This window comes from Maribellus maritimus (assembly GCF_022267315.1).
Classification (GTDB): Bacteria; Bacteroidota; Bacteroidia; order Bacteroidales; family Prolixibacteraceae; genus Draconibacterium; species Draconibacterium maritimum.
On the sequence record NZ_JAIKLE010000037.1, the window covers coordinates 1 to 12811 of the forward strand.

Consider the following 12811-nt stretch of genomic DNA (forward strand, 5'->3'; position numbering starts at 1 on the left):
CTTAATCAGGCAAATGAAAACAAGGGTAAGCTGTTGCAGTGGTAGCATTTGTCGCTGTTTGAGCAGTATTGGACTTCGAAATGCTGAATAACATTCAAAATCCATCTATTATGTAGCAATATATGCCGGTATTTATTGGTCTATTTTGTTGTACCTATGTTGTACCCAAAACAAAAAAACCAAGAAAATTAACATGTAACTTCTTGGTTTTTAAGTGGGAACAACTGGATTCGAACCAGTGACCCCCTGCTTGTAAGGCAGGTGCTCTGAACCAGCTGAGCTATGCTCCCAAAATATATTGTCTGTTTCTCTGAACGTGCTTCCCTTTCGGAAAAGCGTTGCAAATATAAAACCTATTTTCAGTTCTGCAAAAAAAATATAAAAAAATAGCTATAAAATTTCTGCAACAACAAACGTACTCCCTCCCACATAAATTAAGTCATTTACTCCAGCTGTTTTTCTTGCCTGATTAAGCGCCTCAAACACTGAAGAATAACTTTCACCATTGAATCCGAATCCGGCCGCCTTCGCTTTCAATATTCTTTCATCCAACGCGCGTGGAATATTTGCCTTGGTAAAATAAAACGTTGCATTTTGGGGAAGAAGTTGTAAAACTTTCTCAGGTTCTTTGTCATTTACCATTCCAAATACGATGTGCAAATTCTCAAATGGTGTTTGTTCAATTTGTTCAACAATCTGTGAAATTCCATCGGCATTATGAGCTGTATCGCACACAACTTTAGGATTTGCGCCAATAATTTGCCAGCGCCCCATTAAGCCAGTCAATTGAGCAGCATCAGACAAACCGTCAAAAATATTTTCATCGGAAAGCAGCCACCCTTTTTGTTGCATCAGTTCAATCGTTTTTAAAACTGCCGGTACGTTCTCCTGCTGATACAGTCCAAGCAAATCCAGTTTTAATTGTTCAAAAAACATTTCGCCGTTCTTTTCAACTTTCATCACTTGTTTTCCACTTAAATCCTGCATTGAATAAAGAATTTTATATTCCTGATCAGCAAAAAATATTTCTGAACCTGTTTGCGTTGCAATATCTATAAAAACTGGCCCTGTTTCTTTTTGTGTTTTCCCAACTACAACCGGTATACCAGGTTTTATTATTCCGCCTTTTTCTACAGCAATTTTTTCAATTGAATCTCCCAAAAGTGCAACATGGTCAAGGCCAATATTGGTTATCACACTTACTTCAGGTCTGATAATATTTGTTGAATCAAGCCGGCCACCAAGACCTACTTCCACAATCACAATATCCACCTTTCCACGTGCAAAATAGTCAAATGCCAAAGCCACCGTCAGTTCAAAAAAAGAAGGCTCAATTTTCCACAATTCATTGTTGATTCTAAAATTCTCCACCCACTGAACAATTTCATTTTCCGGAATCATTACTCCGTTAATCCGAATTCTTTCCCGGAAATCTTTTAAGTGGGGAGAAGTATACAACCCGGTTTTATAACCGGCTTTCTGAAAAACTGCCGCCAGCATATGCGACACAGAACCCTTGCCATTTGTTCCGGCCACATGAATGGTTCTAAACTTTTCATGGGGATTTCTATAGTGATTATCCAACAAAATGGTATTATCCAAATTGTCCTTATATGCGGCCGGACCGGTTCGTTGGTACATCGGCAACATCGTATATAAATAATTGAGCGTTTCTGAATATTTCAACGTTAAAATAATTTTATTAACCACTGCAAGTTTATTAAAAATAAGATTGGTCAAATATAAATCTGTCGAATTTTTCTACATTTAAAAAATTCATAATCCAAAGTATGTTGAACGCAAATAGCAAGAGTAAAATTTTCATTTTAGACACAAATGTAATTTTACACGACCACACCTGCATTTACCAGTTCCAGGACAACGACATTCTACTCCCAATAACTGTTTTAGAAGAACTGGATAAATTTAAAAGAGGCAATGATCTCATCAATTTTCAGGCCCGTGAATTTACCCGCCTGCTGGATGAAATCGTTGGAGACGAGTTGTTTAACGGAGGGAAATCTCTGGGGAAAGGAAAGGGGAAACTACGAATTGAAACAGGGAAGCCATTTTCAGAGGAATTAAAAGCTTCTTTCCGTGAAGATATTCCCGACCACCGTATTTTGGCTATTGCCGATTATGCATCCAAAACATATCCCGACAGAAAAACAATTCTTGTGAGCAAGGATATTAACTTGCGGATGAAGGCCAAATCACTGGGAATTCAGTCGGAAGATTACAAAACCGACCAGGTTACCGATGAAAATGTTCTCGACAAAACAATAACAACATTAGAAAATTTTGATGACCGACTGATTGACTTATTGTACGAACAAGGCTCGTTTGCTATCGAAGAAATCAAAAGTGAATTTAAGCCGGAAGCCAATGAGTGTTTTATTTTTAAAGGCAATAATTCAAGTGTTTTGGCCCGGTACGATGCAAAAGCAGACAGAATTTTCAGGGTAGAAAAGAAAACAGCATATGGAATTAAACCCAGAAATGCCGAACAAACATTTAGTTTAAATGTATTGATGGATCCGGAAATAAAACTGATTGCTTTAACCGGAAAAGCGGGAACGGGCAAAACACTTCTTGCTTTAGCGGCAGCCATCGAAATGCACAAAAGTTTTGACCAGATCTTGCTGGCCCGGCCAATTGTTGCGTTGAGCAACCGAGATTTAGGATTTCTGCCGGGAGACGCATCCGAAAAGATAAATCCCTACATGCAGCCTCTTTTTGACAATCTCGGAGTAATAAAACATGTATTTAACCCCCGCAGTCAGGAATATCAAAAAATAGAAGAACTGCAAAAAGAAGAAAGACTGGTAATTACGCCGCTGGCTTATATTCGCGGACGAAGTCTTTCAAACTCGTATTTTATTATCGACGAAGCACAAAACCTGACTCCACACGAAATAAAAACCATTATTACACGTGCGGGAGAAGGAACAAAAATGATATTTACCGGCGATTTACAACAAATCGACTCGCCTTACCTCGATATGAAATCAAACGGCCTGGCATATATGACCGACCGGTTAAAGAATCAGGATATATTTGCTCATATAAACCTTTTAAAAGGCGAGCGCAGTTATCTGGCAGAATTGGCAAGCAACTTATTGTAACCGCTTTGCTGTACCCAGCTTTTTTCTACCTTTGCACTTTATTTAGAATGATTCAATTTTAAAGAGATGGATTACAAGGGGAAGAAAGCTGCTTTTTATACACTCGGCTGCAAACTAAATTTTTCTGAAACCTCAACAATTGCTGGAGGTTTTCAGGAAGTTGGTTTTGATCGTGTTGATTTCAAAGAAAAAGCAGATGTGTATGTAATTAACACTTGTTCGGTTACAAATCAGGGAGACAAAGAAAGTCGCAACATAATCCGCAGGGCAATCAAAAAAAATCCGGATGCCATGGTAATTGTTGTGGGTTGCTACGCACAACTAAAACCGGAAGAAATCGGTCATATTGAAGGCGTGGATTTGGTGTTGGGAACACAGGAAAAATTTCACGTTCCGGCCTATTTGGGAAATCTTAAGAAAAAAGAGAAAACTGAAATCCAGACCACTCGTTTGGCCAATATAAAAAGCTATCATAAAGCATTTTCATGGGGTGACCGTACCCGTAGTTTTTTAAAAATCCAGGATGGCTGTGATTATTATTGTTCATTCTGCACCATTCCCTATGCCCGTGGACGCAGCCGTAACGACACCATTGAAAACACAGTTAGAGAAGCCCAAAAATCAGTAGCCAAAGGATTTAACGAAATTATTCTAACCGGTATAAATATTGGCGATTTTGGCAAGTCAAGCGGAGAAAATTTCCTTGACCTGTTAAAAGCACTGGAAAAAGTAGAAGGTTTGGAACGCTTGCGATTGGGGTCCATTGAGCCCAATCTTTTAAAAGATGAAATTATCGAACTGGTGGCACAATCAAATATAATTATGCCACATTTTCATATTCCTTTGCAAGCGGGTTCCGATGAAGTTTTGTCGTTAATGAAACGAAAATATTCGACAGAATTGTTTGCTCGCCGGATTCATAAAATACGTAAAATTGTGCCTCATGCATTTATTGGTGTTGATGTAATTTCGGGCACAAACGGTGAAACGGAGGAATTGTTTCAGGAATCCTATGATTTTATCAACGGTCTCGAAATTTCGCAATTACATGCTTTTACTTATTCCGAACGGAGCGGTACACAGGCATTAAAAATTCCGTGGGTAGTAGAAGTGGAAGACCGGAAACGCAGAACGCAAATGTACATTAATCTTTCCGAGAAAAAACTACGGGCGTTTTATGAAAAACATTTAGATTCAGAACAAACCGTTCTTTTCGAGTCGCAAAAAAACGGTGAAAACATGTCGGGCTTTACCGAAAATTACATAAAAGTGGAAACCGCATATCACGACGAATTTGTAAACAAACTCAAAAAAGTAAAATTAAAATCAATTCTTCCCAACGGTCATGTTGCTGTTGAAATAACGAAGTAATTTTAATTAATTTTGCCTCAAACCAAAAAGATATGGATTATAAAGAGCTTTGCTTTCAGGTTCAGGAAATTGCAAAAACAGCAGGTACATTTATTCGCAATGAACGCGAAAAAATCTCATCTGATGATGTAGAATTAAAAAGTGTAGCCAGTCTGGTTACCTACGTGGATAAAAATGCAGAAAAACAAATCGTTGAAGCGCTGCGCCAGTTGATTCCTGACGCTGGTTTTGTGGCAGAAGAAGGCACTGCTGACGCATCCAATGAAAAATATAAATGGTTCGTTGATCCACTGGATGGAACAACAAACTATATCCACGGAGTCCCGTCCTACTCTGTAAGTATCGGACTTTCTGAAAACAACAAAATGGTTTTGGGAGTGGTTTTTGATATTGCCCACAATGAACTTTTTTACGCCTGGGAAGGAAGTCCGGCTTATTGTAACGAAAAAGAAATAAAAGTAGCTACAGCAAAAAAATCGGAAGATACTTTAATTGCAACAGGGTTCCCGTATTATGATTTCGAAAAAACAGAATTGTATATCGAAGCCTTAAAAGAGCTGATGAAAAACACACGTGGCATAAGGCGTTTAGGTTCAGCGGCTGTAGATCTTTGTTATGTGGCTGCCGGACGGTTCGATGCTTTTTATGAACATGCACTGCATGCCTGGGATGTGGCTGCCGGTGTTTTTATTTTACAACAGGCCGGCGGAAAAATCACCGATTTTAACGGAGGGGATAATTGGCTTTTTGGAGGGGAAATCATCGCAGCCAGCAACAACTACTTCTCTGAATTTTTCAAAATTATCAACAAATTTCTGGGCAAAAAATAACTTTTTGGCAGTGTTCCTTTTCCAGCCTTTACAGAACAGAGATTTATATTTTGTGTTACAAAGTAAATCGTTTGAAACAGTTGGTTTAAAACGGTAAAATCGAACCAATTTTACATAGATTTTGTAAATTGCAACCATCAACAATAAATCAAACAATGGCCGAAAAAGAAATTGCCCTTTTAAAAGAACAAATCACCCGGCTCGATGAAAAAAATTTCGACCTGGAAGCCTGGAAAAATCATACACTGATTTTTTTGGAACGTATTTTTGGCAAAGACAGTTCCAAAATAAAAATGATTAAGGATTTACATTACGATTACTCAAGCTGGAGTTTACGCGATACGGCTGCCGCAGGAAAAACAAAAGACAAAGACCCGGTGCGTATGCAGGCCGACGAAATTTTAAGGGCAACCGTGGCGGAGCTGGAAAGCCTGGGATTACCTGAAAACAAAAAAGAACAGGAAAAAGTATGGGAACTGCTCCAGGATGAACTGACAGGGAAACAGGTGAAAGAAATTGAAGCGTTGCAAAAATCGGAAGATCCGGAAAAAACAGAAAAAATTGCCATTATTCTTGAAAAATTGGAAAAGGAGAACCTCGCGTTAACCGTTGCGAAACTCCTTACTACTTAAAATTTACAAATGACTCAGATAAAAAAAGTTGCCATCGTAATTTTAAATTGGAACGGTGCTACTCTTTTTGAAAAATTTCTTCCTTCCGTAATCAAAAATTCAACCGATGAAAATGTGAAATTGTATGTGGCTGACAATTGCTCCACCGACAATTCAATTGAACTTTTAAAGACTAAATTCCCATCTGTAAAAATCATTCAGTTAATTGAAAATTACGGCTTTGCCAGGGGATACAATTTGGCGCTGCAACAAATTAAGGCCGATGTTTTTATTTTGTTGAATTCTGATGTAGAAGTTACTCCCAACTGGATAAGTAAATGTATCGAGTTATTTGAAAAAAATCCTAAAATTGCTGCAATCCAGCCTAAAATATTGAGTTTTGAAAAACCGCACTTATTTGAATATGCCGGAGCAGGAGGTGGCTTTATCGACAAATACGGATATCCTTTTTGCCGGGGACGCATCCTCAACCAAATGGAAGCAGATCTTGGACAATATGACAGAGCTACTCCCATTTTTTGGGCCAGCGGTGCGTGTATGTTTATGAAAGCTGAAGCATTCGAAAAAGCAGGTGGTTTGGACGCTGATTTTTGGGCACATATGGAAGAAATCGACTTGTGCTGGCGACTCAAAAATTTAGGTTACGAAGTATGGTACCAGCCCGAAAGTGTGGTTTTTCATCTGGGGGGGGGAACACTTTCTTATGGAAGCCCCAAAAAAATATACCTGAACTTCAGAAACAATCTTTGGATGATGTTTAAAAACCTACCGAAATACAAATTCAAACGAATATTCCTTTCGCGTATGGTTTTGGACGGAATAGCGGCAATCAAATTTATTGCAGGGTTTAATTTCCGTGAATTCTGGGCAGTGTTTAAAGCGCATGTCGCTTTTTACAAAGAACTTCCAAAACTGATCAAGAAGCGAAAAATGGTTCAGCTGCAAATGATTGTAAAAGACCACAATGAAGTTTATGACAAAAGCATCATGTGGAATTTTTTTATTCAAAGGAAAAGAAAGTTCTCAGAATTAAATTTTGAATCTCAACTCGGACAAAACAATAATAAAACAAAAGTCAGACATATTTAGACGATGAACAAACTCGTATACGAAGAAAAAGTTTACACCTATCACATTGATATTGTTGGCCATGTAAACAACATCATTTACATACAATGGTTAGAAAACGGAAGAGTAAAATTACTGGAAGCCATGGGAATTCCTGTAACCGACCTGACAAGAACCGAAGGAATTGTTCCTATTTTAACTGAAACGAACATTTTATATAAAAAACCGTTTTTTATACACAACTCGGTTCATATAGAAACATGGGTATCAAAGCTAAACAATGCGTCGGCAATTCTGGAGTTTCGGTTTTACAACGAGAAAGATGAACTTTGCGCGTCGGCCTGGCAAAAGGGACTATTCATCAATATGGCGACAATGAAACCTGCTCGTTTAAGCGATAAACACCGGGAGGCTTTTGAAAAATATCTGGTGAATGAATAAAATACATTGGAAAGAAAAACTTCGAATTATTATTGAAGATAACCAAACTCCCGAAGGGAGATGGTTTGATCTTTCCATTCAGGCACTTATCATTCTCTCGCTCATTTCCTTTTCACTGGAAACGCTGCCCGGACAGGAAGCCGAATTTTATCGTTTCTTGCGCATTTTTGAAATTACCTCTGTTATTATTTTCACCATTGAATATTTGCTTCGGTTATTTGTTTCAGACAAGAAGCTTAAATTCATTTTTAGTTTTTACGGAGTTGTAGACTTAATGGCGATTTTACCTTTTTATCTTACTTTTGGTGTTGATTTAAGGTCGATTCGAATATTGCGTCTGTTTCGTTTATTCCGCGTTTTTAAAATTTTACGTTACAGTAAAGCAATTCAACACATGGCCCGGGCCTTTATTTCAATAAAAGAAGAATTGGTTCTGTTTATGATTCTCTCGTCTTTTCTTCTTTTTCTGTCATCTGTAGGAATTTATTATTTTGAAAACCCGGTACAACCTGAGGTATTCGCGTCCATATTTCACAGTTTGTGGTGGGCTGTAGCAACACTGACAACAGTCGGCTACGGTGACATCTATCCGGTTACTGTTGGTGGAAAAATCTTTACTTCAGTAATGCTTTTTATAGGCTTGGGAATTGTGGCTGTACCAACCGGTTTGATTGCATCTGCACTTACCAAAACCCGCGACGAGAAAAATCAAAAAAAACAGGAATAAGTCTTCTTCTTTTGCGGAATTCAAAAAAGCTTTTTAATTTTGACCCGATATTTATGCAATGGGGTGCCTAAAAATATTTAGGGCTGAGATCATACCCACAGAACCTGATCCGGTTAGTACCGGCGGAGGGAGGGCAAAAAGGGATTCGTCCCGCTCCATTGGTTAGTTTTTTAACCAAATTAAGTTTTAACATGAAAAAAGTAAGTTTACTGCTACTGATGCAGTTGATTACGTTTGCAACATTCGCACAATTCACATTGTATGGCGTTGTAAAAGGAAATGATGAACCGCTTGCCGGGGCAAGCGTTGTTATTAAAAACACTTTTTACGGTGTTTCCACAAATGAAGATGGTAGTTTTTTATTCCGAAACTTAAAAAAGGGAACGTATCATCTCAAAGTCTCTTTTATAGGATTTGAGACCGAAGAAGTTCAGGTAAATCTGAACGGAAACAAAGACATTCTTATTGAATTAAAGCCCAACATGGTTTTAACAGATGAAATTCTGATTTCTGCCACCCGCGCCAAAGAAAAAACCCCGATGACCTACAGCAATGTTACACAGGAAGAGCTGGAAAGTAAAAATCTGGGGCAGGACATTCCTTATCTGCTTCAGCTGACTCCGTCATTTGTTACAACATCTGACGCCGGAGCCGGAGTAGGTTACACCAACTTCCGTATTCGTGGAACTGATTTAAACCGGATAAATGTCAGCATCGACGGAATTCCGATCTCTGAAGCTGAATCCCACGGAACATGGTTTGTAGATATTCCTGACCTGGCCTCTTCTCTTGAAAATATTCAGATTCAACGTGGTGTAGGAACTTCTGCAAACGGGGCAGCTGCATTTGGTGGAACCATCGATTTACAGACCAACACACTTCAGAAAGATGCTTATGCTGAATACAGAACTGCAGTAGGTTCTTTTAATACCTTCAAAAACACCGTTTCTACAGGAACAGGCCTGATAGATGGAAAATTCACCTTTGATGCCCGTCTTTCAAAAGTTTCGTCCGACGGTTTTGTCGACCGTGCTTTTTCCGATTTAAAGTCATTCTTTTTATCGGGTGGTTATTATACTGGAAAATCAGTCCTGAAATTGAATATTTTTTCCGGATTTGAAGAAACTTATCAATCATGGTGGGGAGTTCCCTCGGTCCGATTAAATAACGACATGGAAGGTATGCAACGTTATGCTGACCACTGGCTCTATTCTGAAAAACAAACAGAGGAAATGATTAACTCTGACAACCGGACTTATAACTACTACACTTACGAAAATCAGGTAGATCACTACCAGCAGGATTACTACCACCTCCATTTTTCGCACCAGTTTAGCGAGAATTTATACCTCAATACCGGACTTCACTACCGCCATGGACGCGGGTATTACGAAAATTTCAAATATGATGAAGACTTAAAAAAAGACTATAATATTCCCTACCCGATAGTTGGAAATGATACTATTTTCTCCTCCGATTTGGTTAACCGTAAATGGCTTGATAACGATTTCTACGGAGTTGTTTTTGCTTTAAATCACAAAAAAGAAAAAGCTGATTTCACGTTAGGTGGTGGTTGGAATACCTATGACGGTGACCACTTTGGAAATGTAATCTGGGCTCAGTACTTAGGGAATGTAGCTCCAAACTATGAATGGTACCGCGGAAACGGATTAAAAAAAGATTTTAACATTTATGGAAAATTCAACTATTTAATAACAGAGACATTCAACATATACGTTGATTTGCAATATCGACACATCAATTATAAAATCGCAGGTATTGACGATGATTTAACAGACATAACACAGAAACACAATTATGATTTTTTTAACCCTAAATTGGGAGTACTTTACCAACCGGCCAATAACCAGAAACTTTATCTTTCATTTGCCGTTGCACATCGCGAACCCAATCGCGATAATTTTGTAGATGCTGATGCCGGGGAGACACCTTTGCATGAAAGATTATTCGATTTGGAACTGGGATATAACTACCAATCTTCAAACTTTACAGCCGGGGCAAATTTATATTACATGAACTATAAAAACCAACTGGTTTTAACGGGCGAAATTAACGATGTTGGCGGCGCTATTATGGCCAATATGGATAAAAGTTATCGTGCAGGTCTTGAATTACAGGCTGGCTGGAAAATAGAACGTTCGCTACAATGGAACATCAATGCAACGCTAAGCAAAAATAAAATTAAGAATTTCACCGAACACGTTGACGACTGGGATACACCTCCGGCAGATCAGCGTGTTTTCGAACTCGGAACTACTGACTTGGCTTTTTCACCCCATGTAAACGGAAACAGCCAATTTATTTATAGTCCGGCCAAAAATCTAAATTTTAACTTCATTTCTTCATACGTGGGAAAACAGTACATTGATAATACATCAAACAATGACCGGATTTTAGATGCCTATTTCATAAATAACCTGAAAGTGGATTATAATTTCAAAACTCCTCTGTTTACAGAAATAGTACTTCATATTATGGTAAATAACCTCTTTAACAAAGAATATGAGTCTAATGCATGGGTATATTCCTACTATTTGGGAGGAGAACGCTTTAAACAAGATGGATACTTCCCTCAGGCAGGTACACACTTTATGTTGGGCATAGATTTCAAATTTTAGATGATCCCTTGTGCCGATTTTGTGGATACAATGGCAACAAATCTGACCTTATTAGAAACAGAATTGGCACAAAGGATTTTTGAATCAGGAGCTATTCAATAATTACTTTTCCTTCAATTTCAACCAATAAATCATTTCTGCAGATATCGGCAATGATGTATACTACAGGAAGATTTCCGTAAAACTGTTTAAATGTTCTTTTTATAGCATGGAAATCCTGCCGTTTTTTAATATAAACACGTGCATGTCCGTAACGGGCAGCCAGATTCTCATCGGACATTTTATCCAGCACTTCAGCCGAATACAAACGCCGGATATTTTTTATGGTAACCTCTGTCTGTTTTTCAGGGTCACCAACACCAACCGTATTTTCTCCAATAATGGAAGCAGTTCCCGAGATAAAAATCATCTTTTTCCCAAATAACTCAAGGTACCTTGCCCTTTCAAACTTTGGAGTCGCCTTCAAAATACATTCATCGCCTACCAAAACATCTTTACTGTAATGATGAGCTGCAATCTGTTCAGGATTATCTACCGGTTTTGTTGTTGCTTTATCCGACTTTAATGCAACAAATTCGATTATCACACCGCCTCTGTTCATTCCAATTCCCGTAGCAGCAGGAAAGCCGGTCTCTTTAAAATTATCAGCATAAAATCCGGAGCGTACATTGTTAAACTCCTGGTAACGTTGTCTATCGTCATCAAAGCCCAAAATATCTTCCAAATAATTCCACTGGCGAATGATTGAATTTACAGAAAAATTGAATTCGGAAAATAGTTCTGTTAGTCCGGCAAAAGCGCGTTCTGCATTTTCTGTACATCCTCGTCCAAGATTCGCCTGAACATTGCCAACCAGAACCTTTGTGTTATCTCTTTGAAACAAAGTAGCACTGCCAACCCCGTTGGAAACAAACTCTGAATTCCAAAGTGTATAATCATAAAAAAAAGCTTCAACAATGATTTTACAGGTTAACGGAGGTTGTGCGAAGAAACTAAGTAAAATACTTTCAGAAAACTGTTTACGAACCTCCTGACTAACTTTTCCCTTTAGCGTATCGTATGATTCTTTAGAACTGGTATCAACAAAAAAATTCAGTTTAAATATCCGTTTCCCTGAATTAATTTTCCTGATTTGTTGCAAACAACTTTGAATCTGGTTTTCCAGTAACTTACAACCATTTTCCGGTTTAATATATAGTCGTCCCCCGTCTAAAAAATACATTCTTATTCCACTTTCTCAAAAGGTGTACAAAGATGGATGAATTTTATAAAATATCAAACGTGAAAATCACAAATATTAATAATCTGCTTCTGCTTTCCCGCCATTCAACACCACTTCTGTTGAGCCAATCCCTAACCTGTCGGCACCTTGTTTCAAAAAGGCCACTGCATCATCCCAGGTGCGGATTCCACCCGATGCTTTCACCTTCATTTTCCCTTCAAGCGTTTTTATCATCAGATCGATGTATTCGTGTTTTGCACCTCCTGGCCCAAAACCGGTTGATGTTTTTACAAAATCAGCACCTGCCATAAAGGATAATTCACAGGCTTTCTCTATCTGTTCCATTGCTAGAAAACCACTCTCCTGAATTACTTTCACTAAAATTCCTTTGGCATGAGCAACTTTTACAACCGCCTCAATATCTTCCACAACATAGTGGTAATCTCCCTCCAGAAACTTCCCAATATTCATCACCATATCAATTTCGTCAGCACCATCTTCAATTGCCTGTTTAGCCTGAAATGCTTTAACTACTATCGCATCGGCACCATGTGGAAAACTCAAAACACACGATACTTTTACATCGCTGTTTTCCAATAATTCTTTCGCTCTTTTTATATCGCATGGGCGCACACACATACTAAAAACGCCATATTCTTTACACATTTCGGCATTTTTTACTAAATCTTCGTCTGTAAACTCGGGTTTTAAAACTGCGTGATCTATAGTTTTTGCTACCTGTGCTTTTGTATACAT

The 12811-nt window shown here is 38.3% G+C and carries 11 protein-coding genes, 1 tRNA gene and 1 riboswitch; of the genes, 8 read left to right on the plus strand and 4 right to left on the minus strand.

The genetic code is table 11. The features are described from left to right. Positions 1–215 precede the first annotated feature (215 nt). Together K5G00_RS23450 and K5G00_RS23455 are read right to left on the minus strand one after the other, a co-directional pair. Positions 216–290, minus strand: a tRNA-Val gene (locus tag K5G00_RS23450). A gap of 100 nt (positions 291–390) precedes the next feature. Continuing rightward, entirely contained in the window at positions 391–1686 is a 1296-nt protein-coding gene (locus K5G00_RS23455) for a bifunctional folylpolyglutamate synthase/dihydrofolate synthase (protein ID WP_238768941.1), read from the minus strand. Positions 1687–1790: 104 nt separating this feature from the next. Here K5G00_RS23455 and K5G00_RS23460 point away from each other — a divergent pair, with 104 nt between their 5' ends. The 8 genes from K5G00_RS23460 (at position 1791) to K5G00_RS23495 (ending at position 10833) form a co-directional block, all read left to right on the plus strand. Then, on the plus strand, positions 1791–3125 hold the full coding sequence (locus K5G00_RS23460) for a PhoH family protein (RefSeq protein ID WP_238768942.1): 1335 nt from the start codon (positions 1791–1793) through the stop codon (positions 3123–3125). Positions 3126–3191: 66 nt separating this feature from the next. After that, positions 3192–4496 (plus strand): tRNA (N(6)-L-threonylcarbamoyladenosine(37)-C(2))-methylthiotransferase MtaB, encoded by a 1305-nt coding sequence (gene mtaB, locus K5G00_RS23465; protein ID WP_238768943.1) that lies wholly within the window; start codon positions 3192–3194, stop codon positions 4494–4496. A gap of 32 nt (positions 4497–4528) precedes the next feature. Further along, positions 4529–5326 carry an inositol monophosphatase family protein gene (locus K5G00_RS23470; protein ID WP_238768944.1) on the plus strand — a complete coding sequence of 266 codons (798 nt, stop codon included), beginning with the start codon at positions 4529–4531 and terminating at the stop codon, positions 5324–5326. Positions 5327–5481: 155 nt separating this feature from the next. Next, a complete protein-coding gene (locus tag K5G00_RS23475) occupies positions 5482–5958 on the plus strand; it encodes a hypothetical protein (protein WP_238768945.1) in 477 nt (158 codons plus the stop codon). Positions 5959–5967: 9 nt separating this feature from the next. Beyond that, positions 5968–7047 carry a glycosyltransferase family 2 protein gene (locus tag K5G00_RS23480; protein ID WP_238768946.1) on the plus strand — a complete coding sequence of 360 codons (1080 nt, stop codon included), beginning with the start codon at positions 5968–5970 and terminating at the stop codon, positions 7045–7047. Positions 7048–7050: 3 nt separating this feature from the next. Continuing rightward, complete coding sequence (locus K5G00_RS23485; protein ID WP_238768947.1) at positions 7051–7467, plus strand: acyl-CoA thioesterase; 417 nt, start codon at positions 7051–7053, stop codon at positions 7465–7467. Beyond that, the gene (locus K5G00_RS23490) at positions 7460–8194 is read left to right on the plus strand and encodes an ion transporter (RefSeq protein WP_238768948.1); all 735 of its coding nucleotides are present in this window, start codon (positions 7460–7462) and stop codon (positions 8192–8194) included. The genes K5G00_RS23485 and K5G00_RS23490 overlap by 8 nt, the downstream gene beginning before the upstream one ends. 49 nt (positions 8195–8243) lie before the next feature. After that, positions 8244–8342: riboswitch (TPP riboswitch) on the plus strand. A gap of 43 nt (positions 8343–8385) precedes the next feature. Beyond that, on the plus strand, positions 8386–10833 hold the full coding sequence (locus K5G00_RS23495; protein WP_238768949.1) for a TonB-dependent receptor: 2448 nt from the start codon (positions 8386–8388) through the stop codon (positions 10831–10833). 91 nt (positions 10834–10924) lie between these two features. On the opposite strand, the gene K5G00_RS23500 is transcribed toward K5G00_RS23495, so the two are convergent. Both K5G00_RS23500 and deoC read right to left on the minus strand, forming a co-directional pair. Next, complete coding sequence (locus tag K5G00_RS23500) at positions 10925–12055, minus strand: chorismate transformation enzyme, FkbO/Hyg5 family (RefSeq protein ID WP_238768950.1); 1131 nt, start codon at positions 12053–12055, stop codon at positions 10925–10927. 75 nt (positions 12056–12130) lie between these two features. Then, entirely contained in the window at positions 12131–12811 is a 681-nt protein-coding gene (gene deoC, locus K5G00_RS23505; RefSeq protein ID WP_238768951.1) for a deoxyribose-phosphate aldolase, read from the minus strand.

What these genes read in the sequence shown, in the direction of transcription:
- K5G00_RS23460 (WP_238768942.1), top strand. Translation starts at nt 1,791, where the DNA reads ATGTTGAACGCAAATAGCAAGAGTAAAATTTTCATTTTAGACACAAAT.
- mtaB (WP_238768943.1), top strand. Translation starts at nt 3,192, where the DNA reads ATGGATTACAAGGGGAAGAAAGCTGCTTTTTATACACTCGGCTGCAAA.
- K5G00_RS23470 (WP_238768944.1), top strand. Translation starts at nt 4,529, where the DNA reads ATGGATTATAAAGAGCTTTGCTTTCAGGTTCAGGAAATTGCAAAAACA.
- K5G00_RS23475 (WP_238768945.1), top strand. Translation starts at nt 5,482, where the DNA reads ATGGCCGAAAAAGAAATTGCCCTTTTAAAAGAACAAATCACCCGGCTC.
- K5G00_RS23480 (WP_238768946.1), top strand. Translation starts at nt 5,968, where the DNA reads ATGACTCAGATAAAAAAAGTTGCCATCGTAATTTTAAATTGGAACGGT.
- K5G00_RS23485 (WP_238768947.1), top strand. Translation starts at nt 7,051, where the DNA reads ATGAACAAACTCGTATACGAAGAAAAAGTTTACACCTATCACATTGAT.
- K5G00_RS23490 (WP_238768948.1), top strand. Translation starts at nt 7,460, where the DNA reads ATGAATAAAATACATTGGAAAGAAAAACTTCGAATTATTATTGAAGAT.
- K5G00_RS23495 (WP_238768949.1), top strand. Translation starts at nt 8,386, where the DNA reads ATGAAAAAAGTAAGTTTACTGCTACTGATGCAGTTGATTACGTTTGCA.
- K5G00_RS23500 (WP_238768950.1), bottom strand. Translation starts at nt 12,055, where the DNA reads ATGTATTTTTTAGACGGGGGACGACTATATATTAAACCGGAAAATGGT.
- deoC (WP_238768951.1), bottom strand. Translation starts at nt 12,811, where the DNA reads ATGTATACAAAAGCACAGGTAGCAAAAACTATAGATCACGCAGTTTTA.